Source organism: Rhodococcus sp. G6(2025) (genome assembly GCF_058628105.1).
In genome coordinates this window covers 2,878,594-2,898,655 of the sequence record NZ_CP179750.1, presented here as the reverse complement: position 1 = coordinate 2,898,655, position 20,062 = coordinate 2,878,594, and the positions used below count along the sequence as shown (strand labels likewise).

At 69.6% G+C, this 20,062-nt stretch carries 21 protein-coding genes and 1 riboswitch; of the genes, 3 read left to right on the top strand and 18 right to left on the bottom strand.

The annotated features are described in order from the left end of the window. Window positions 1–49: 49 nt before the first annotated feature. Genes ACLIVD_RS13120 through ACLIVD_RS13105 form a run of 4 tightly spaced genes read right to left on the bottom strand, consistent with a single transcriptional unit; the run spans window position 50 to window position 3,639 of the window. Complete coding sequence (locus tag ACLIVD_RS13120; protein WP_283353406.1) at window positions 50–793, bottom strand: (2Fe-2S)-binding protein; 744 nt, start codon at window positions 791–793, stop codon at window positions 50–52. Continuing rightward, window positions 786–1,562, bottom strand: a complete 777-nt coding sequence (locus ACLIVD_RS13115; RefSeq protein ID WP_283333023.1) for an ABC transporter ATP-binding protein — start codon at window positions 1,560–1,562, stop codon at window positions 786–788. Before ACLIVD_RS13115 ends, ACLIVD_RS13120 begins: the two co-directional genes overlap by 8 nt. Next, window positions 1,559–2,647: a FecCD family ABC transporter permease gene (locus tag ACLIVD_RS13110; RefSeq protein ID WP_280782685.1), complete on the bottom strand. Its 1,089-nt coding sequence runs from the start codon at window positions 2,645–2,647 to the stop codon at window positions 1,559–1,561. Before ACLIVD_RS13110 ends, ACLIVD_RS13115 begins: the two co-directional genes overlap by 4 nt. Beyond that, the gene (locus tag ACLIVD_RS13105; RefSeq protein WP_491932563.1) at window positions 2,644–3,639 is read right to left on the bottom strand and encodes an ABC transporter substrate-binding protein; all 996 of its coding nucleotides are present in this window, start codon (window positions 3,637–3,639) and stop codon (window positions 2,644–2,646) included. Before ACLIVD_RS13105 ends, ACLIVD_RS13110 begins: the two co-directional genes overlap by 4 nt. Before the next feature lie 95 nt (window positions 3,640–3,734). Continuing rightward, window positions 3,735–3,866: riboswitch (cobalamin riboswitch) on the bottom strand. Between the two features lie 102 nt (window positions 3,867–3,968). Here ACLIVD_RS13105 and ACLIVD_RS13100 point away from each other — a divergent pair. Both ACLIVD_RS13100 and ACLIVD_RS13095 read left to right on the top strand, forming a co-directional pair. Continuing rightward, the gene (locus ACLIVD_RS13100) at window positions 3,969–6,089 is read left to right on the top strand and encodes an MMPL family transporter (RefSeq protein WP_491932562.1); all 2,121 of its coding nucleotides are present in this window, start codon (window positions 3,969–3,971) and stop codon (window positions 6,087–6,089) included. 32 nt (window positions 6,090–6,121) lie between these two features. Next, window positions 6,122–8,116 (top strand): SDR family oxidoreductase, encoded by a 1,995-nt coding sequence (locus tag ACLIVD_RS13095; protein ID WP_491932561.1) that lies wholly within the window; start codon window positions 6,122–6,124, stop codon window positions 8,114–8,116. Between the two features lie 5 nt (window positions 8,117–8,121). Here the strand turns inward: ACLIVD_RS13095 and ACLIVD_RS13090 are convergent, their stop codons facing one another. From ACLIVD_RS13090 to imuA', 9 genes are all read right to left on the bottom strand, one after another. After that, a complete protein-coding gene (locus ACLIVD_RS13090; protein WP_280782681.1) occupies window positions 8,122–9,000 on the bottom strand; it encodes a ferredoxin family protein in 879 nt (292 codons plus the stop codon). 29 nt (window positions 9,001–9,029) lie between these two features. Continuing rightward, a complete protein-coding gene (locus tag ACLIVD_RS13085; RefSeq protein ID WP_283333018.1) occupies window positions 9,030–9,608 on the bottom strand; it encodes a YdeI/OmpD-associated family protein in 579 nt (192 codons plus the stop codon). 10 nt (window positions 9,609–9,618) lie between these two features. Next, the gene (locus ACLIVD_RS13080; protein ID WP_283333017.1) at window positions 9,619–10,131 is read right to left on the bottom strand and encodes a hypothetical protein; all 513 of its coding nucleotides are present in this window, start codon (window positions 10,129–10,131) and stop codon (window positions 9,619–9,621) included. Window positions 10,132–10,167: 36 nt separating this feature from the next. Beyond that, on the bottom strand, window positions 10,168–11,142 hold the full coding sequence (locus ACLIVD_RS13075; RefSeq protein WP_105420556.1) for a R2-like ligand-binding oxidase: 975 nt from the start codon (window positions 11,140–11,142) through the stop codon (window positions 10,168–10,170). Between the two features lie 151 nt (window positions 11,143–11,293). Further along, a complete protein-coding gene (locus tag ACLIVD_RS13070; RefSeq protein WP_283333016.1) occupies window positions 11,294–12,079 on the bottom strand; it encodes an alpha/beta fold hydrolase in 786 nt (261 codons plus the stop codon). 28 nt (window positions 12,080–12,107) lie between these two features. Next, window positions 12,108–12,491: a VOC family protein gene (locus tag ACLIVD_RS13065; protein WP_283333015.1), complete on the bottom strand. Its 384-nt coding sequence runs from the start codon at window positions 12,489–12,491 to the stop codon at window positions 12,108–12,110. Between the two features lie 144 nt (window positions 12,492–12,635). Next, window positions 12,636–13,238 (bottom strand): dihydrofolate reductase family protein, encoded by a 603-nt coding sequence (locus ACLIVD_RS13060; RefSeq protein ID WP_283333014.1) that lies wholly within the window; start codon window positions 13,236–13,238, stop codon window positions 12,636–12,638. Then, on the bottom strand, window positions 13,231–14,784 hold the full coding sequence (locus ACLIVD_RS13055; protein WP_283333013.1) for a DNA polymerase Y family protein: 1,554 nt from the start codon (window positions 14,782–14,784) through the stop codon (window positions 13,231–13,233). Before ACLIVD_RS13055 ends, ACLIVD_RS13060 begins: the two co-directional genes overlap by 8 nt. Then, window positions 14,781–15,620 (bottom strand): DnaE2-dependent mutagenesis accessory factor ImuA', encoded by an 840-nt coding sequence (gene imuA' / locus ACLIVD_RS13050; protein WP_283333059.1) that lies wholly within the window; start codon window positions 15,618–15,620, stop codon window positions 14,781–14,783. The genes ACLIVD_RS13055 and imuA' overlap by 4 nt, the downstream gene beginning before the upstream one ends. Before the next feature lie 211 nt (window positions 15,621–15,831). Between imuA' and ACLIVD_RS13045 the strand changes: the two genes are divergently transcribed. Then, window positions 15,832–17,043 carry a serine/threonine-protein kinase gene (locus ACLIVD_RS13045; protein WP_105420571.1) on the top strand — a complete coding sequence of 404 codons (1,212 nt, stop codon included), beginning with the start codon at window positions 15,832–15,834 and terminating at the stop codon, window positions 17,041–17,043. A gap of 12 nt (window positions 17,044–17,055) precedes the next feature. On the opposite strand, the gene ACLIVD_RS13040 is transcribed toward ACLIVD_RS13045, so the two are convergent. Genes ACLIVD_RS13040 through ACLIVD_RS13020 form a run of 5 tightly spaced genes read right to left on the bottom strand, consistent with a single transcriptional unit; the run spans window position 17,056 to window position 19,932 of the window. Next, entirely contained in the window at window positions 17,056–17,715 is a 660-nt protein-coding gene (locus ACLIVD_RS13040; RefSeq protein WP_009479420.1) for a response regulator, read from the bottom strand. A 39-nt stretch (window positions 17,716–17,754) separates the two neighbouring features. Next, window positions 17,755–18,264 carry an RDD family protein gene (locus tag ACLIVD_RS13035; protein WP_317569238.1) on the bottom strand — a complete coding sequence of 170 codons (510 nt, stop codon included), beginning with the start codon at window positions 18,262–18,264 and terminating at the stop codon, window positions 17,755–17,757. Continuing rightward, a complete protein-coding gene (locus ACLIVD_RS13030) occupies window positions 18,261–19,118 on the bottom strand; it encodes a WXG100-like domain-containing protein (RefSeq protein WP_283333011.1) in 858 nt (285 codons plus the stop codon). Before ACLIVD_RS13030 ends, ACLIVD_RS13035 begins: the two co-directional genes overlap by 4 nt. Beyond that, window positions 19,118–19,432 carry a WXG100 family type VII secretion target gene (locus ACLIVD_RS13025; protein WP_283353396.1) on the bottom strand — a complete coding sequence of 105 codons (315 nt, stop codon included), beginning with the start codon at window positions 19,430–19,432 and terminating at the stop codon, window positions 19,118–19,120. Before ACLIVD_RS13025 ends, ACLIVD_RS13030 begins: the two co-directional genes overlap by 1 nt. After that, window positions 19,429–19,932, bottom strand: a complete 504-nt coding sequence (locus tag ACLIVD_RS13020; protein WP_317569237.1) for a YbaB/EbfC family nucleoid-associated protein — start codon at window positions 19,930–19,932, stop codon at window positions 19,429–19,431. Before ACLIVD_RS13020 ends, ACLIVD_RS13025 begins: the two co-directional genes overlap by 4 nt. Window positions 19,933–20,062 lie beyond the last annotated feature (130 nt).

Here is a 20,062-nt window from a genome sequence, read left to right as displayed (position 1 = left end):
CTTCAGTCTGCCATCACACCCGCGGACCGGTCAACGCAGGCACCCGGACTCACGTCACGAGCGCGGCCAGACCTTTCAGACGGTCCTCGGCCGGCCTCCTCGGGCAGCTCACACACTTGCCCGACCCGGGGGTCTCGTAGATCAGGCAACACGACGCCCGCTGCGTGAACCGGCGTGACAGTGCCCCGGCCCGGATGTCGACGAACCGCGGGTCCGGCATCACCACACCGACGCGGCGGAGTGCGTCCACCAGCCCCCGGGCGAAGATGCTGCCGCGTGCGCGATCGCCGCACGCCGTTCCCGCGTCGAGTGCCCGGTTGGCGATCGAATCCGTCGTGATCGCCCACATCGCCGCCTGCCGCACCCCGGACGCCGCGGTGAGAGCGTCGATGATCGGCGTCAGCGCCGTGGCCATCTCGGACGCCAGCTCGGACAGCCCCTCGGTGACCGGCAGTGCCGACGACGCGGTCAGGCCGCCGAGATACCCGTCGTCCCGCAGGAATGCCACGGCGTCGACGAGCCGCGGCCGGGCGGCGACCCCCGTGACGAGCGCGGTCGCGATCGGAATCCCGGTCAGGGTCGAGCTGGCCGAGTACCACCACAGGGTGCCGTTGACCCGGGGATCGTCGCTGCCCCACCGCCTCGCCGTGTCCGCGACGCGGTCTGCGAGCCAGCCGGGATCGGTCAGGCGCACGGCCGGGAACGAGGAGGCGCCGGGTTGCCCGATCTGGTCGGCGATCATCGGGACGCGGCGGGCGGTCAGCTCGTACGCACGCCGCAGTTGCTCATCCATCGGCCAACCCCAGGATCTCCATCGACAGCCGCGGCGTCGACCGCACGACGGCGCGGATGCCGAACACCCCGCCGAGCACGGCGTCGTCCAGCACGTCGGCGGGCGGACCGGTGCTGATCACCCGTCCATCGTGCATCACGGCCAGCGTGTCGCAGAACTCGACGGCCAGCCGGAGGTCGTGCATGGTCACGACGATCGCCAGACCGTCGCACGCGAGGTCACGCAGCAGGTTCATCACCGTCAGCTGATGCCGCAGGTCGAGGTGGTTGGTGGGTTCGTCGAGCAGCAGGACCCTCGGCTGCTGCGCGAGCGCCCGGGCGATCGACACCCGTTGACGCTCCCCGCCCGACAGCGCCTGGACGTCGCGATTCGCGAGTTCGGCCAGCCCGACCTGACGTATGCACGTCTCGACGATCTCACTGTCGGCGCCGGTCGCCCGTTCGAACCAGCCCCGGTGCGGGATACGTCCGAGCGAAACGGATTCGCGCACGGTCAGTCCCGCGGACACCCGCGGCTCCTGGGTGCTCGCCCCGATCGTGCGGGCCAGTTCCCGCCGGCCCAGATCGGCGGTGTCCGTTCCGTCGACGGCGACGGCGCCCCCGGTCGGGGTGAGCGCGCGGTAGCAGCAGCGCAGCGCGGTGGTCTTGCCGGAACCGTTGGGCCCGACCAACGCCAGCACCTCACCGGGACGCACGGAGAAGTCGATGCCGTGCAGCACTTCCCGCGACCCGAGTTCGGCGCGGACACGTTGCAGGCTCAGCGCGGTCACTGTTCGGCCCTCCGATACTGCCGGTAGAGCATCCACACGAAGATCGGCGCTCCCACGAGCGCGGTGACGACGCCCACCGGGACCTCGATGCTGTGCGCGACCGACCGCGCGGCCGTGTCCGCCGCGACCATCGCGATCGCGCCGAGGAATGCGGCGACGGGCAGCAGCCTGACCGCCCGGGCGCCCACGACGTACCCGGCCAGGTGCGGCACCAGCAGACCGATGAAGCCGATGCCACCTGCGACGGACACGGCGGCCCCGGCCAGCATCGACACACCGAGCAACTGCACGACGCGGAAGCGTCGCACGTTCATGCCGAGGGCGGCGGCGCCGTCGTCTCCCGCCTGCAGCAGGTCGATGCGGCTCGCGCTCAGCATCATCGCGGCCCCGACCGTCGCGAGTGCCACGGCCGGGAAGATCGCCGTCGACCAGCGCGAGTCGCCGAACCCGCCTGCCAGCCAGTGCATCACCGAACTCAGTTGATGCTCGTCCGCGACGACCAGGATCGAGAACGTGATGAGAGCCGAGAACACCTGCGCCGACGCGACGCCCACGAGGATGACGGCCGTCGGCTGCGGATACCGTCCGCCGATCGCCAGCGACAGGAACAGCGGCACCATCGCGCCCAGGAATGCCGCGACGGGAACGGTGAACGCGCCGAGCGCTCCCACCCCGAGCCCGAGCACCGTCACCACCACCACGCCGAAACCGGCACCCGAGGACACGCCGAGCAGATAGGGATCGGCCAGCGGATTGCGGGTCACCGCCTGCGCCACGGCGCCTGCGAGGGCCAGCGCCGCACCGACGGTCGCCGCGGTCAGCGCCCGCGGCAGCCGGGAGTCGAGGACGATCGACTCCCGCGCCTGTGACCACCAGGACTCGAATGCGCCGGGGGCCACGCGGTGCGCGACGATCGCCCACACGTCGCCGACCGGGATGCGCACGGAACCGAACGACACCGCGAGGCCGACGACGAACAGGGTTGTCAGCGCGAGCAGCACCGTCAGGCCCGCGAAACCGAGGCGTGCGCGGGCCGGGTGTGGTGCCTGCGCCGGTGGTGCCGCACGTTCTGCGGTGACGGTCATCGCGCGCCGACGTCGTCCGGATGAAGTGCCCGCGCGATCGTCTCCACCGACCGCACCAGGCGCGGGCTCTCGAAGAAGTCGTCGAGCGGCACCACCACGAAGCGGCCGGCCTTCACGGCGGGTGTCGTCGACATGATCGGGTGCGACTTCAGGAAGTCGATCTTCGCCTGCGCACTCGTCGTGCCGTAGTCGAGGACGACGATCGCCTCCGGGGCGCGTTCACCGATGATCTCCCAGGTGGACTTCGAATACGGCTTCTCCCCTTCGGCGAAGAGGTTGGCCGCACCCGCGTGGTCTGCGATGAGCTGGCCGACTCCCACACCGCCGATCGTCAGCGGGACGTCCTCGCCGGAATCGTAGAAGAACGTCGGAACCGGGGCGGCGCCCGCGATTTCGTCGCGCACGGCCTGCAACCCGGACGTCACCCGGTCGGTGATCGCCCGCGCCCGGTCGGGGTCTCCGAGGATCTCGCCGAGCTGCTGGTAGTCGCTGCGCAGCAGACCGATGTCCGGGAAGCCCTGCCCGCAGTACTCGGAGAACAGGAAGGTGGGAATGCCCTGGTCGCCGAGGGATTCGCGCGACCGCCCCTCCTTCTCGTCGAACGCGCTCCGCATTCCGCCGACCACCAGGTCTGGGTCGAGGTCGAGGATCTGCTCCCGGGTCGGGTATTCCTTCGCGAGTTTCGGGATCTTCGCGAAGGCGTCCGCGAACTCGGGCAGCGGGGTCGCGTCGCCGTACCCTGTGCCGACGATGCGGTCGCCGGCCCCCATCTCGATCAGCACCTCGGTGACGTGATCGTTCATGCTGATGATGCGCTGGGGCGGGGCGTCGAACGTCTCCGTTCGATCGCAGTTGGTGACGGACACCGGCTCGGCGAAGGATTCTGCGGAAGCGGTCTGCCCCACGGACTCCCCGCGCGAACACCCGGCGACCACCAGCGCGGCCACAGCGAGCGTGACCAGACCGGCACTTCTGAACAACTGACCGTGCATGTAAACCTCATTGCGGCTCAGAGCCACGAATGAGAAGTCAGCAGACGCCCGGTGCGGCGCCTGCAGGACTCCGCTTCGTAGACCACGACGAAAAGGATGTCGCACACCCCACGCCGGGTAATCGGGCTCGCCACCGAAATGATCTGGTGGCCTACCGTTGCGGGTCAGCGCCGGATTCGGACCGGCTTCCCCCGTGCGTGTGGCTGCAAGTGCGATGCCGAGTATGCACGATTTGCCGGGAGCCGCGTCACACCCCCGCCGGTGACACCCCGATCCGCACTACAGTCGGCAGTCGCAGCTGCCCGCCCCAGACACGCCGGAGATGACGCATGACACGTTGGGCCTCGACCGTTGTTTCACGCAAATGGTGGGTCCTGAGCCTCGCCGTCGTCGCCGTTCTGGTGAGCGGCGCGTGGGGCACCGGTGTCTTCGCGAAACTCAGCTCGGGCGGGTTCACCGATCCCGGTAGCGAATCCGCCGAAGTGGCCCGGATCGTCCAGGACAACCTGGGTCCGCAGACGCCGGACATCATCGCCATCTACACGGCACCCGAGGGGAAGACCTTGGACGACATCGGCCCCGAGGTCACCGCGAGTCTCGACCGGTTCGCCGCCGAGGTGCCGACGTACTCGGTGACGTCGTACTGGACCGCGGACGCGGCGAGAAAGCAGCTGATGGTGTCGGAGGACGGCACCAAGGCGTCGGCCGCGATCACCGTCGACCCCGACGCCGGGATCACCGCCGCCACGTTCGACGACCTGTTGCCGAAGCTCGAGGTGGAGGGCATCGACACCGAGTTCGCGGGCAATTCGGTGGTGGGTGTGGCGTTCAACAACCGGCTGCAACAGGACCTGGTGCTGGCCGAGGCGATCGCGCTCCCGATCACTCTCGTGTTGCTGGTCTTCATCTTCGGCGGTCTGGTGGCCGCGGCCGTTCCGGTGTTCGTCGGGCTGCTCTCGATCTTCAGCGCCCTGGCCACCCTGCGCCTGCTGACCCTGTTCACCGACGTCAGTTCGTTCGCGATCAACGTGGCGTCCCTGCTCGGCCTGGGGCTCGCGATCGACTACGGCCTGTTCATCGTCGGACGTTTCCGCGAGGAACTGGAGTCCGGCGCCGACGTCGCGGAGGCGACCCGGCGCACCGTCCTGACCGCGGGCCGCACCGTGCTGTTCTCCGGTCTGCTTCTCGTGTGCGCGTTCTCGGGCATGCTCGTGTTTCCGCAGGACGTGATCAAGTCGCTCGGGTTCGGTGCGATGGCCGCGGTCGCGAGCGCGGCGCTGCTGTCGCTCACCGCGGTCCCGGCGCTGCTCGCGATCCTGGGTCATCGCATCAACGCACTGACCTGGCGCAAGGATGCGGCGCAGCGCGGGGAGGTTCGCGCCCGCAAGTTCTGGGGCTCCGTCGTCACCTGGGTGATGCGGCGGCCGGTCGCCATCGCGGTCGGCATCGTCGCGGGGTTGATGGTCCTCGCCTCGCCCCTGCTCAGCGCATCACTCGGCGAGGTCACGTACACGGCGCTCCCGGAGAACGACTCCGCCCGGATCGCCACCGACACTCTCACCACCGAATTTCCCACCACCGGAAACGGCGCCACCCTCATTCTCCGGGGCACCGACGGCACGGCCCCGACCGCCGCCGACGGCGCCGCGGTCGCCCAGGCCGCCGGCCGGGTGGAGGGCATCGGGGCGGCCACCGTCGTCGCGTCCGGCAACGAGCTGGTCGCGGTCCAGGCCGTCTACTCCGAGGGCGTCACCACCGACGACCAGAGCGCCTCAGTGGACGGACTCCGTGCCATCACGCCACCCGAGGGAACCGAACTCCTCGTCGGCGGCGGTCAGGCGACCGTCGACGACGGGAACGCGGCGATCGTGCACTGGATGCCGGTGATGATCGCGATCATGGTGGGTTCGACGCTCGTGCTGCTGTTCCTGGCGTTCGGCTCGGTGGTGCTGCCGATCAAGGCGGTCGCGATGGCGGGGCTGAGCCTCGCCGCCACGTTCGGTGTGCTCACGTGGATCTTCGAGCTGGGCCACGGCGCGAGTCTGCTCGGGGTCAGTCCGGCACCGCTCGAGGCGACGTTCGTGGTCCTCATCCTCGCCGTGGTCTTCGGCCTGTCGACCGACTACGAGGTGTTCCTGATGTCACGCATGGTCGAGGCGCACGAGGCAGGCGCGACCACGGAGGAGGCGGTGCGCTTCGGCACCGAGCGCACGGGCCGCATCGTGACGGCCGCGGCGCTGCTGCTCGTGGTGGTGACCGGAGCGTTCACCATCTCCGGTCTGTCGATCATGCGGTTCCTCGGTGTGGGGATGATCGTCGCACTCATCGTCGACGCGACGGTGGTCCGCATGCTCCTCGTTCCGTCCCTCGTGAAGCTGATGGGCGAGGCCAACTGGTGGGCTCCGGCCTGGATGAAGAAGGTGCACGCCAAGGTGGGTCTGGGCCACTAGTGCATTATCTTACTTTGGAGTAAGTTCGGGTCATGTCCACCTACCTCGTCACCGGCGGAACCGGCTTCCTGGGTCGGCACGTGCTGCCCCTGATCCTCGACCGCGATGCATCAGCCGAGATCCACGTCCTCGTCCGGCGCGCGTCCGTCGCGCGCTGGGAGGCGCTCGTCGACGGCATGCCGGGCGGCGAACGCGTGCATCCGCTGATCGGCGACCTGACGGAGCCCGGCCTCGGACTCACCTCGGCGCCGGCGGCCGACCACGTCCTGCATCTCGGCGCGATCTACGACCTCACGGCGGGCGACGAACAGGCCACCACGAACGTCGACGGCACCCGCTCGGTGATCGCGCTGGCCCGGGAACTGGATGCGACGCTGCACCACGTCTCGTCCATCGCCGTCGCGGGGGACCACGAAGGTCCGTTCAGGGAAACCGATTTCGATCTCGGGCAGGGGTTCCCCACCCCGTATCACCGCACCAAGTTCGAGGCGGAGAAGTTGGTCCGGGAAGCCGACGGCCTGCGGTGGCGAATCTACCGCCCCTCCGCGGTGGTCGGCAGTTCGGTCACCGGCGAGATGGACAAGATCGACGGCCCGTACTACCTCTTCCCCGCCATCGCGGCGCTCGCGAAACTCCCCGCGGCCCTGCCCGTGGCCGTCCCCCGGATCGGCTCGACCAACGTCGTCCCCGTCGACTACGTGGCCGCGGCCATCGTGGAGTTGATGTCGGCACCGGGACGGGACGGCCAGACGTTCCATCTCGTCAATCCGCGCCCCCAGCCGGTCCGCGAGATCTACGCCGCGCTCGCCAAGGCCGCCGGTGCACCGCATCCCGCGGCCGGACTCCCCGGCGGACTCGTCCGCCCCTTCCTCACTCCCACCCCCCACTCGGCCCTCGACACGGGCCGCAAGGTGGTGCTCGGCGCTCTCGGCATCCCGCCCGTGCTCGTCGAGAACATGACGCTGCCCACGGTGTTCGTGAACGAGGACACCCGGGAGGCGCTGCGCGGCACAGGCATCGACGTCCCCCGGTTCGCGTCGTACGCCGACAGGCTGTGGTCGTACTGGCGTGAGAACCTCGACCCGGATCGAGCGCGCAGGCCCCACCCGGCCGGACCGCTCGTGGGCAGGCACGTGGTGATCACCGGGGCGTCGTCCGGAATCGGCCGGAGTTCCGCGATCGCGACGGCCCGCAAGGGCGCGAAGGTCATTCTCCTCGCCCGGCGCACCGAGGAACTCGACGCCGTGGTGGCCGAGATCCGTGCGGCGGGCGGCGACGCCTACGGGTACCCCTGCGACATCACCGACGAGGAGTCGGTCGAGCACACCGTCAAAGCAGTTCTCGCCGAGCACGATCACGTCGACATGCTCGTCAACAACGCCGGCCGGTCGATCCGGCGGGGCCTCTACCACTCCACGGACCGGCTCCACGATTTCGAGCGGACCATGGCCGTCAACTACTTCGGCGCGGTCCGGCTCGTCCTCGCCTTCCTCCCGCAGATGCGCGAGCGGCGGTACGGGCACATCGTCAACATCAGCAGCGCCGGGGTCCAGGGCGCGACGCCGCGGTTCGCCGCCTACGTCGCCAGCAAGTCGGCCCTCGACGGCTTCACCGACGTCGCGGCGTCCGAAACCCTCTCGGACGGAATCACGTTCACCACCATCCACATGCCACTGGTCGAGACGCCGATGATCGCACCCACCGGCCGGTACAACATCGGACCGATCACCTCCCCGGAGAAGGCGGCGGCAATGGTCGTCCGGGCGCTGATCGAACGCCCCAAGCGCATCGACGTCCCGACCGGCACGCTCGGGGAACTCGGCCACGTCTTCGCACCCGCCGTCAAGGATCGCGTGATGCACCAGATGTATCGCATGTTCCCCGATTCCCCGGCGGCGAAGGGGCAGAGCACGGACGACGCGGCGCCGGCACCTCAGCACACGCCGGAACCTAGGCACCGCCCGTCGTCGGTCCTCGGCCGCGCCGCCCGGAAGGTCGGAAGGCTGGTGCCCGGCACCCACTGGTGACCGAGTCAGGGGGCGAGGGCGCGGACTCCGGTGGCGACGACGGGTCGCACCGGCTTCGGCGCCGCCCCGCAACTCGCCGGCCGGGGCGGCAGCTCCCACTCCTCCAGGTCGACCACCCAGCGGCGCCCGTCGCGATGCGCGACAACCGAGTTCGCGTCCACCGTGAGCTCGTCCGCGGCCACGTCCACGAGATCGCGGACGGCGAGTTCCGCCACCTGCCCCGGTGCGTCCCAGCAGCTGCGGCCGCGCAGCCCGGTCGGGTACACCTCGCCCCGGGCGGCGGCGCGGACCGCGTCGACACTCTCCTGCGTCGACAACCGGCCGTAGGTGTACCCCGTCGGCAGCAGGATCAGCGAGGGCGCGAACCGGTGCCCACCCGTGTGTGAGCACTCCCACACCGCGTCGCCGAACTCCGCGGCCAGGCCGGCCGCGACCGGCCGTCCGAGGACGGCGCAGCACTGATCCCTCTTCCCGTGCGCGCACACCAGCACGACCGGGTCCGTCACCGGTGTGCCCAGACCGGGTGCGGTCCCCGCGATCAGCCCGAGGTCCAGGTCGAGCAGGTCTTCCGGGAAGCCGATCTCGAGCCGCTCGCACCACGACCGCGCGGGATGCGACTGCGCCAGCAGCACCGTCCGTTGATCCGGGGCCGCGGTGCTGCGGCCCGGCCGGCGGATGAACATGACCCGCACCCCGGCGGCGTCGGCGCGGGCGTCCAGCTCACGGGCCAGGTCCGGTCCGAGCGCGGTGCCGTCGAGTACGTCCCGGCCCCACGCGCCGGGGAACTCCAGGCACACCCAGCCCGTGACATGCGCAGCGGTGCCCGCGAGGGGTTCGTCGGTCGCGGACAGAGCAGAGCAGGTGGCGGTGATCGTGTCAGGCACGATGCCATTGTGTCAGTCGGGAAAATCGGTCAGTCATGGAACTTCCTGCGCTCCGACAACTGCTGGACGAACTTCTCGATGCGGCGCGCACGCGTCTCCGGGCGGGTGGCGTCCTGCAGGCGGAAGTAGACGGCGTACCGGTTGTGGCTGTCGAGTGTCGCGTAGAAGGCCTCGGCCTCGGGATTCTGCGCGAGGGCGTCCAGGAAGTCCTGCGGTATCTCCGCCGCCTTCTGTCCCGCGTACGCGCGGTCCCAGCGACCGTCCGCCCTGGCCCGCTCCACCTCCGCCGCGCCCGCAGGCTCGAGGAGACCTGCCTCGGCGAGTTTCTCCGCGAACTCCCGGTTCCGCTTCGACCACGGACTTCGCGACGAGCGCGGGGTGAACCGCTGCACGAAGAAGTCGTCGTCGACGCGGCGGACCTGGCTGTCGATCCAGCCGTAGCACAGCGCGACCTGGAGAGCCTGGTCGTAGTTGATCGACGAATGCGCCGACCCCTTCTTGGCCATCTTCAGCCAGATGCCCGGTGAGGAGTCGTAATGAGCGCCGAGCCATTCCCGGAACTCGGCCGGTCCGGAGAAGTACTCGACGCTGAGCTCGGCAGCACACATGTGCCCGAATCTAGCGGGAGAACAGCTGTCCCGCCCAGACCCGGACGAATCCCTGGGACAGATATCCGAGCGTCCCGAGCGCCAGCACCCATTTGGTGACGCTGACCGCACTGGTGGTGCGCACGGTCGCGTCGGTGATGTGCTCGCGATGGGACAGCAGATACAGCCCGACGACGTTCTCGGCGTAGTCGCCTGCCGCGGAGATCACCGGGGCCGCCGCCAGCGCTTTCTGCGTTCTCGCCGAGAGTGGTGTCAGTTCCGCCAGACGTCGTGCGCCCGTGCGCAACGCGACCGCGTAGATCAGGGGATGGACGAAGTCCGGGTAGTAGTGGCTGCGGTAGCGCGCCCTGTCTGCAGCGGACATTGCGTCGAGGATCGCCGTGTAGGACCGGGCGGACCGGGCGGTCTGGATGTCGGCGAGCCGGGGTGCCACCGGGCCGAGTAGCCGGACGATGTTCGCCTGCGAGATCACGAATGCTGCAGACCAGCCGAGGAGTCTGCGGTCGAGTGCGGTGAGCGCCATGAGCCGATCCTGCCATCTGTCACCGCGGCGCGTGCCTCAGCCGGCGGCCTCGGACATCGCCTTGGCGTCCTCCTCGCCGAACTTCTCCTCGAGGGCCTCGGGTGAATAGTCCAGATCGATCTCCTCGACCGGGCGTCCCCGCGCCGACTCGATCGCCCCCAGCCGGCGCTGCGCCCGGTCCGCGGCGTACGCGATGAACTCCTGGTCGTCGAGCCCGTACGGCTGGACCTCGAATTGCTTGTTGACCCAGTCGATCATGCCCAGTGCCATCGGCATCAGCTCCGCCATCCGCTCCTGGACGACACCCCAGTTGCTGTCGTCGGCGGCGACGTGCCGGCGACAGGTGAACGTTCCCCACGCCATGTGGCGTCGTTCGTCGTCGCCGATCCTGCGGACGAGCTCCTGCATGCCCGGCAGGATCCCGCGCGTCGTGCACACCTTCTGCCAGGCGTAGTACCCGGTGAGCGCGAGACTGCCCTCGATGACGTGGTTGTAGGTGACGCTGGCCCGCACCTGATTGGCCGGACTGGGATCGGTCTCGAGCACCTTCAGCGATCCCGGCAGCTCCTCGTAGAACAACTGCCGGTAGTACGGGTTCTCGGCGACGAAGGGATGCAGGTCGCGTGTCAGGCCCACCGCGTCCATCCACAGCCGGAACACCTGGGTGTGCTTGGCCTCCTCGAAACAGAACTGCGTCAGATACATCTCGTCCCCGAAGCGCCCCTCGGCGGCCATCGCCTTCATGAACGGCTGGATGTCCTCGGTGACCGCTTCCTCACCGGCGATGAACTGTGCGACCAGATACGTGGAGTTGCGCTGCTGCTCCGAGTTCAGCCCCTCCCAGTCCTCCGCGTCCCGACTGAAGTCGAGGTCCGTGGGATTCCAGAACTTGGCGTTGCCCTTCGTGAACAGCCGCAACGGGAACGCGTCCCAGTTGAGGCCCCCGGCGCGGAGCGAGCTGAACCCTTGCCTGCCGGGCGCAAAGGGGCGTCCAGGCGTGAGTGTCGACATCGTTGACCTTCTTCCGGACGTGCGGAAGACGCCGTCGGACGCCCCGCAGCTTCGGGGCGCTCGTCTGACAACCGGCCCGTTCCGAGCCCCCGCTTCGGTTCCCACGCTAGTCCTGTCGAAGCCGTCGCGGTTTACATTTTCGGACTTTTTGTCAGCTCGTCTCGAGCTTCATCAAGAACGGCAGCACCGCCGCCGCGAAGTCGTCGTAACGGTCGCGGTGAATGCTGTGCCCGCTACGGAACACCACCACCCGGCAGTTCGGTATCGCCGCCACCGCGGACTCGAGTCTGCGCGGATCCACCATTCCGCCCGGACCGCCCCGCAGGATCAGCGTGTCGGCCTCGATGTCCGGCAATCTGTCCCACCACAACGGATCCGGGCGGCGGAACTGCTCGAGCGCCGAGCCCGTCATCGACCGGTCGAACGCGAACGCGGCCCGCGGATGCCGGATCAGGCTCGTCGTCGCGTGCCACAGTTCCGGCAGCGACGGCAGCCGATTCGCGAAAACCTGTTCCGGGTCACCGGGACGCAACGGGAGCGGGGCCTCCTCGATCACCAGCCGGCGAACCAGCCCGGGTCTGGCCTGGGCCGCGAGCGATGCGGCATGACCACCGAGCGAATGCCCGACGAGATCCACCCGCGTCAGCCCGAGGTTGTCGCACACCTCCACCACGTCGGCACCGAACTCCTCGAACAGATACGACCCGGCGCGGGCACTGCGACCGTGCCCCCGCAGATCCACGACGAGGACGCGGCGCCCGCGGGCGACGAGTGCGCGGGCAAAGCGGTCCCAGGTGCCGCCGTCACCGCCCATCCCGTGCACCAGAACCACCGGCACGGGATGGACGCCCGACGACCCCGGCACCGAGGACTCGCCACTGTCCCGGTAGGCGATCTCGATACCGGCGCGCGTCGGGGTAGTCCTGCTCGTCTCCACGAGAATCCAGACTAGCGACCGCCGCGGACTACCCGCCCGACCCGTACGGGCGGGTGATGATCTCCAGATAGTGACCGGACGGGTCGAGGAAGTAGACGCCCCGCCCGCCGTCGTTGGTGTTGATGGTGCCCGGCAGCGTCTGCCGCGGATCCGCCCAGTGCTCGAGCCCCCACTCGACGATCAGACCGTAGATCCGGTCGAAGTCGTCCTCGCCGACGAGGAACGCATAGTGCTGCGGCGGGAATTCGACCGGCGGTTCCGCGAAGTCGAGGGACACCCCGTTGTCGAGGGCGACCGCCAGGAAGTGGCCGGCAGGCACGGCGTCCGGCAATCCGAACAACGTGGTGAAGAAGGACGCCGACTCCTGCTTGTTCTTGGCGGCGACGATAGTGTGGTTGAAAGAAATGGTCACAGTCGACTCTTTCGAGGTATGCCACGACCCGACGATGCGGCCGTGGCCGGCCTCCATGCCTGACGCTGTCCGCCACCGGCACGCGACCCTCTGCACAGCAAAGCATTTCGAACGGTCGGTTCGCAAGGCAGGTCGCCGGGCGGGTTACGCCGCCCGCCCCACCCGATAACGCAACGTGACGACCCCGGAGTCGTACCCCTTCGACTCCAGCAACGTCAGCGCATGCATCCCGGTGTCCTCGTCGAGGAGCCTGCGGCCGTGCCCCAGCAGGATCGGCACCACGTGCAACTGGATTTCGTCGACCCGATCGGCGGCGAGCAGTGCCCGTGCGAGGGTGATGCTCCCCCAGACGATCATGTCGCCACCGGGCTCCTGCCGGAGTTGCTGCACCCGTTCGACGGCGTCGCCCGGCCACAGCTGCGCCGGCTCCCGATCCCCCCACGGGGCACTGTCCAGCGTCGAGGAGAACACGAGTTTCGGGATCGAGTTGACGATCTCGGCCACGACCTCACCCTGCGCCTGTTCGGTGGGCCAGTAGTCCGAGAACATCTGATACGTCTTGCGCCCGAGCAGGGCGAGGTCCGTGTCGGCGAGCAGACGGAGGTTGTACCGGTCCACCTCACCGTAATCCGGCACCGCATCGAAGAAGTCCAGCTCGCCGGACCGCCCGGCGACGAACCCGTCGAGGCTCGTCAATTCCTGGACGACGACCCTGCGGTGCCGTGTGTCCCGCTCCGTGTCACTCATAGATTCCCTCCACCGACCAGCGGCCTGCCGTGCAGATCACCAGCAGCGCCCGCGACTCTTCCAGCAGCACCTGGGCCCGGGCCGCCGTCCGGGCGGCCGGAGGGTCCCACCACCGCTCGTCCACCGGCCACGGTCCGGCCCATCCACACACCGCCCACTCCCGGCTCCCCCACCGCAACCGCGCGGGAGGCGCGCTGAACACACCCCGTTCCGTGACCGTCACAGCCATACCCCGCTCGTCCGACATCCACACCTCCGGATACGCGGACAGCACCGCTGCAGGCGCCGGTTCCGGCAACGTGCCCGGCCACGGCTCCGACGGATCGTTGCGCGGAATCAGCTCGTCACCCAACGGCAGCAACGTGATGCGCTCCGCCGGGCCCCGCCCACCGCTGAGGACCCCCACCTGCACGGCTTCCCCGCCGAGCAGTCCCTGCACGCGCACCAGAGCCCGCCGGGCCCGCTCGTCCTGGTCGCCGACTCCACCCCACAGCCCCAGCTGCAGGGCGCCGGCGGCCACCACTTCCACCGGTTCGAGCCGCAGGACGGCGATACCGGCGGTGGGCCGCTTCTCGCTGCGCCCGGTCAGCCACCCGTCCAGCTGCCACCGCACCCGGTCCGCCGTCGCCTCCGGCGTCAACGGTTCCGCACATCTCCAGATCCGGGACAGCTGCTCACCGTTGCCGGTGCTCGCCGAGATCGACAGCCGGGTGCAGGCCACCGCGGCGTCCGACAGTGTGCGATGAAGCTTCTCCGCCAGCGCACGACCCGCGAAGGCGGCGGCGTCGACCCGTTCGATGACGGGATCGCACCGTTCCTCGACCTCCAGGTCGGGAGGCAGCGACCGCCCCGACGGGGGACGCTCCGGCTCACTCCGCGCGGCCCGGTGCGCCAGCACCGCATCGGTTCCGAACCGCGAGGCCACATCGCCCGCCGACAGCGCGGCGAAACTGCCGATCGTGCGCAACCCGAGCCGGTGCAGCAGATCGACCAGCTCACCGCGGTGGGGTGCCGCGAGGCTCGGCTCGGCGGCCAGTTCCCGCATCGGGAGCGGCGCCAGGAAGTCCGCCCCCTCACCGGGTGGCACGAGAGTTGCTCTGCGCGCGGCGATCACGGCCGTGGACAGCTGATCGGCGATACCGACCTGGCACTCCACCCCCACCGCCGACACCTGGTCCACCAACCGTTCCGCGGCGGCTTCCTCCGAACCGAAGTACCGGGCGACACCGCGAGCGGACAGCACCACCAGACCGGGTCGCAACACCTCGACACCGGGCGCCACCGCGTCGACGGCCGAGGCGACCGGCTCGAACAGCCGCGCGTCGCGGTCGGGATCGGCGGTCACCACGTGCAACCGGGGGCACCGGGCCTGGGACTCGCGGCGGCGCAGGCCTCTGCGCACCCCGTCCGCGCGGGCCGGTGCCGAGCAGGCGATCACCCGATTGCCCGACGTCACCGCCACCGGATGAGTCGGCGGGAGGTCCGCGGCAGCGGCCGCCGCGACCGCGGGCCAGTCGGGGCACCACAACGCCAGCACCCGGCTCACAGACCCACCACCTCCACCGGCCCCGGGAAGGGGGCGACCTCGAGGGGCGCCACCGGTTCCGGTGCACTCACCCATTCCACCCGGCCCTGCGCCGACCGCACGTCCAATCGGGTGGTGCGCGGCTGGAACGACCGCCCCCGGGCGCACACCGCCAGACTGAGGGAACGCAACCGCCCGCATCCCCGGTCCTGAGATCCGTTGCCCAGTCCGCCGTAACCGTGCACCCGGGCTTCCAGCCGCATCTCCGCGCCGTCCCAGTGTCCGTCCGTGACGACCAGGGTCGCCCCCTTGCTCCGGGCCCGGGCCACCACCGCACGCGCCCGGGACGGCGCCACCGACGCCCCACCCAGTCCGAGCACCACCAGATCCATTCCGTCCAGGAGCACCGCGGCGATCTCCACCGGATCGGCGCCCGGATCGGGGATCAGGGCCAGCCGTTCCAGCTGCGCCCCCATCTCGACCGCTGCCAGCACCCCGAGCCGGGGATGTCCGATCACCGCGACGTGTCCGCCGCCCGCGGTCACGGACGCGACCAAACCCAGCAGGAGCGAGGTGGCACCCGACACCGACACCACCGAACCGCGCACCAGCCCGCCTCGGGGAAGGAGTTCGGCCAGTGCAGCCGGAACCGGAAGCACCCCGGCAGCATGGGAATCGGGCGCTGCGGACGTGCCCGTCGTGGGGAACGCACTCTCCACCGGGGCGCGGCTCGCCACCGATTCACCGCGCGCGGGGACAGCGGCCATCCGTCGTCGGAGGTAGTCCAGACGCTCCTGCCGGGACAGCCCGGACAACTCGGGAGACCCCGGCACCGGAAACCCCGGCTCGCCGGCCACTTCAGCCAACTCGACACCCCTGACACTCGGCACCAACAGCGGTCGGCAACCACGGGGAAGACGCGGCTCGAACAGACGCTTTGTTCGAACGTATTTTCGAACTCATTTCAAGTAAAGCCGGTCGGTGGAGGCCCGTCAAGTGGACCCCGAACGGCCAGGTCAGGACCGTCGCGCATCCCGTGTCCGCGCAATCCTCTAACCTGAACGCGTGATGGAGCAGGAGCAGAGCGAAAGGGGCATCGGACCCGAATACCTGGTGGCCGGAAGGTACCGCCTGCGGTCCAAACTGGGCGGCGGTGGAATGGGCGCGGTCTGGCTCGCACGGGACACCCTGCTGCACCGCGACGTCGCCATCAAACAGGTCACCACAACGGCCGGACTCGACCCCGACGAGGCCCGCCGTGTCCGCGAACGCACCATGCGGGAAGGGCGCAACGCCGCCAAACTCGCCCACAGCCATTCCATCGCGATGTACGACGTCGCGCTCGAGGCAGGCGAGCCCTGGCTGGTCATGGAGTACCTGCCGTCCCGCAGCCTCGCCCAGGCGATGAACATCGCCGACACACTGCCCCCGCTCGAGGTCGCCCAGATCGGCGCGCAAGTGGCCGACGCGCTCACCGCCGCCCACGCCGCCGGGATCGTGCACCGGGACATCAAGCCGGGCAACATCCTCGTCGCCGACCGCGGCCGCGAACTCGGCACCGTCAAGATCAGCGACTTCGGCATCGCCCGCGCCAAGGGCGACTCCGCCGACACCACGAACGGGGTCATCACCGGCACACCCGCGTACTTCTCCCCCGAGGTCGCCCGCGGCCAGGACCCCACCGAGGCCAGCGACGTCTTCTCGCTCGGTTCCACCCTGTACACCGTCGTCGAGGGCCAGCCGCCGTTCGGGATCGACTCCGATTCCATCGCACTCCTGCACCGGGTCGCGAAGGCCGAGATCTACCGTCCCAGTAAGGCCGGACCGCTCACCGACACGCTGCTGCACCTGCTCGAGCCCGACCCGGCGCGTCGCCCGACGATGGCCGAGGCCCGCGACGCCCTGGCCCGGGTGGCCATGGCCGGCGACGGGAACGTCGCGCACCTCGTCGGTTCGCCCGTCTATTCCGCAGACGGCACCATCCCGGCGTGGGCACACCGTTCGACGCCGTTGCCCGACTCACGCCGGCGCAGCAAGCTGGTGAGTTCCACCCAGGCCGGTCTGCCCGCCGTGCCTCAGAGCACACCGCTCAAGAACGTGCCGCGTCCGCTCGGCCGATTGCAGTGGCCGCCGCGCCCGACGAAACCCGCTCCCGGTTCGCCGGCCCCGACCGTCCGCGATCAGGTGGTGGCGTGGGCGCCGATCGCCATGGGTGTCATGGTCGCGATCCTGATCCTGGCCGTGCTCGTGGCCGTGATCGTCCTCCTCGCCCAGCCCTGATACCCGGGGAGGTCAGTCGATCCGCCGGCGGTGCGCCCACCTCGTGAGCGCATTCCGGTTGGACTGCTGCGTCTTCCGCAGCACGTTCGACGCATGCGTTTCGACCGTCTTCACCGAGATCACCAGTTCCTCGGCGATCTCGCGGTACGTGTACCCCCGCGCGAGCAGCCGCAGCACTTCCAGCTCCCGCGGCGTCAGCGAATCCAGCTCCGGATCCAGCTGCGGCTCAGGAGCATTGGAACGCCCGGTGAAGGAGTCCAGCACGAATCCCGCGAGCCTCGGGCTGAACACGGCGTCACCGCCTGCGACCCGGCGCACGCCGTCGGCCAGTTCCGCGCCCGAGATCGTCTTGGTGACGTACCCGCGTGCCCCGGCGCGGATCACGGCGATCACATCCTCGGCGGCGTCGGACACGCTCAGCGCCAGGCACACCGGACCCGACTCGATGCCCCGCAGCACAGCGACACCGCCCCCGTCGGGCATGTGGACGTCGAGCAGCACGACGTGCGGTGAGGTGGCGTTGATCCCGGCCACCGCCTCCGCGACACCGCCCGCCTCGCCCACCACCTCCATGTCCGCTTCCCTGCCGAGCTCGGCGCGGACACCGGAACGGAAAACGGCATGATCATCGACGAGAAAGACACGGTACGGGGGTGTTTCAGGCAAAGTCACTGCAGCTGTTCCTCGCGTGGGCGGTAGTGTCACCCCACTCTAGGTGACGTGCAGGCGCCGGACGTCCCGGAGCCGAACGACCGGAGGAAACCAGTCGTCCTCCTTGTCACTGTCGCCGCCCGCGCCGGAGACGGCGACGAGAACGGTCGAGAATGTACCGATCACCCACCATTTCGTGAGGAAGCCGAACCCTGGCCACGATCCGTCGGGCTTCAGGATGCACAGTCCACACAATGCTTTCCCCGCCGTTGCATGGAACACCGATTGAAGAACGGTTCGGTGCACGAACGACACTGCAATCCAGGAGGACACTGCGGCAGCAAAAGACCACGGCGCGAGTTCCGGCAATGCCTCGCACACCGCCGACAACCCGATCGCCACGCCGATATGGAGGAGCCAGTCGATCGCGAAGGCGGTCGCCCGCCGCAGCCTGCGTGGCGAGGGGTAGCGGGGGTCACCGTGCATGCCGTGCCTGTTCGGTACGCCCGGGCGTGAGTCCACCGTCAGGTCGGTCTTCCGGCAGAAGCTGTGGCTGTCGGGGCCGTTCACGGCAGACGCCCGTCGATCTCGTCGCGGGCCCGCCGGACGTCGTCATCGAGTCCGGTCCGGTCCAGCCCCTCGCCGACGACGGCGCCGGTGAACCTCGGTGTGCCGACCGTCTCCTCCTGCACGTACGAGCCGAGCATGCCCCCGAACTGAGAACGAGGGTCGGTGAACTTCAGCCCGAACGCACCGTTGACCGCACCCTTCACACCTCCCTGAACCGCACCCTTGCCACCCGCCTCGGCGACGTTGCCCCAGTCCATGCTGTCGCGCCGCCCATGTTCCTTCTCGTACCACTGCAGGCCGGCTTCCAACGTCGCCTGCATGGCCGCCGTCCCTGCCGCGCCCTTCAGAGCGCCCATGGCGGCGCGGGTGAGGATCGAGGTGATCAGCTGCCGGATGATCATCCGGACGGTGACCTGTGTGGCCGCTTCCGCCGCGAACGCGGCCGGGCTCGCCGCACCGAACGTCATCGCGCTGGCCACCGCTACCGCGACGAGTTCGGCCGCCAGCGCCACCAGGGCCGCGATGATCGAGAGTTTCGCGACCCGGATGTCGTCGGCCGACCAGTCGAGGGTGTCGCCGAGTTCGTGAAGCAACCCCGACAACTCGCGTAGCGCCCCGTCCCCACCGATCCGCGCCCAGTGCTGCGCCATCGAGGTGTCGACGTCACCACTGACCCCGGACATGGCCGAGCGCATCGCGGCGTCGGCCTCCTCGATGATGTCGTCGAGCGAGGCACCGGCGTCCTTCCACCCCTGCCCGAGCCGCTCCATCGCCGTTTCGTCCGCGTCGGGCCAGTCCGCCCCGACGACCTTCTCCGCCAGCCACCGGACACTGCCCGGAACCTCGATGCCCATCAGAACAGCCCGGCGAGGCTGGATGTGGTGCCGCGGTCGGTGTCGTCGAACGAGTCGGCGGTGCTCCTGAGCCTGGATCCGAGCGCGGCCAGCGCCCCGACGGCGAACCCCAACGACTGTCCGGCCGCGTCCGCGGACGGCAGATACCCGCTCGCGAACGTCGTCCCGGTCCCGTCGCCGCCCCAGCATTCCCCCTCGGCCTCGAGGGTCGAGTGCAGTGTGGCGGCGACCTCTGCCATCCGCTGCGACAGGGCGTCGAATCGGGGTGCGACGCTACGCAAATGCATCGGGTCCACCCACAGCTGCGCGCTCACTGCCACCCGTCCCGTAGGACCGGCCGATTCCACCGCGCGTCGTCGGGATCATCGAGGTCCGGTTCCCGCTCGGCCGGGACGCCACCGACGTCGGGCTCGAGGCGCGGGAGGAAGTCCCGAAGACTCGGAGCACCGGGAACGAGGTCCGGCAGATCCGGCAGGGTCTCGGTCGCGGCCACGATCGATCCCATGAGGCGCATAGACTCGGTGTGCGCGGCCTCGCCCGCACGCCGGGCGGCTTCGGTCATCGCACGTCCCAGCGACTCGGGGGTGGACCGCCGGAACGCGTCCGGTGCGAGGCGCACTTCCACCACGCCGCCCACCGAGTTCACCACCACCTGCACCAGTCCGTCGGTGGACGCCCCACTCATCCGCAGCTGCGCCACCTGCTGCTGAGCGGCATGCAGTTCCTGCGTCTGCCGGTCGAGCGTGGCCAGCATCGAGTCGATCTGATCCTGCAACTCGTGCTCGCGCACGCGCAGACCCTCACGGTCGAACATGAAATCCCCCCTTGACATCTCGCGTCCCACCCCGCCGCAGCACGGTGCGACCACACGACCCCCACAGTCGTGTCGCCGGCGAACATTACCCCCTCACCGGGACAGCCTGCGAGCAGACACGGCGAAAGTG

Coding starts and splice junctions, on each gene's coding strand:
- ACLIVD_RS13120 (WP_283353406.1), bottom strand. CDS start 793: ATGGATGAGCAACTGCGGCGTGCGTACGAGCTGACCGCCCGCCGCGTC.
- ACLIVD_RS13110 (WP_280782685.1), bottom strand. CDS start 2,647: ATGACCGTCACCGCAGAACGTGCGGCACCACCGGCGCAGGCACCACAC.
- ACLIVD_RS13105 (WP_491932563.1), bottom strand. CDS start 3,639: ATGCACGGTCAGTTGTTCAGAAGTGCCGGTCTGGTCACGCTCGCTGTG.
- ACLIVD_RS13100 (WP_491932562.1), top strand. CDS start 3,969: ATGACACGTTGGGCCTCGACCGTTGTTTCACGCAAATGGTGGGTCCTG.
- ACLIVD_RS13095 (WP_491932561.1), top strand. CDS start 6,122: ATGTCCACCTACCTCGTCACCGGCGGAACCGGCTTCCTGGGTCGGCAC.
- ACLIVD_RS13085 (WP_283333018.1), bottom strand. CDS start 9,608: ATGTGTGCTGCCGAGCTCAGCGTCGAGTACTTCTCCGGACCGGCCGAG.
- ACLIVD_RS13080 (WP_283333017.1), bottom strand. CDS start 10,131: ATGGCGCTCACCGCACTCGACCGCAGACTCCTCGGCTGGTCTGCAGCA.
- ACLIVD_RS13075 (WP_105420556.1), bottom strand. CDS start 11,142: ATGTCGACACTCACGCCTGGACGCCCCTTTGCGCCCGGCAGGCAAGGG.
- ACLIVD_RS13060 (WP_283333014.1), bottom strand. CDS start 13,238: ATGAGTGACACGGAGCGGGACACACGGCACCGCAGGGTCGTCGTCCAG.
- ACLIVD_RS13045 (WP_105420571.1), top strand. CDS start 15,832: ATGGAGCAGGAGCAGAGCGAAAGGGGCATCGGACCCGAATACCTGGTG.
- ACLIVD_RS13030 (WP_283333011.1), bottom strand. CDS start 19,118: ATGGGCATCGAGGTTCCGGGCAGTGTCCGGTGGCTGGCGGAGAAGGTC.
- ACLIVD_RS13020 (WP_317569237.1), bottom strand. CDS start 19,932: ATGTTCGACCGTGAGGGTCTGCGCGTGCGCGAGCACGAGTTGCAGGAT.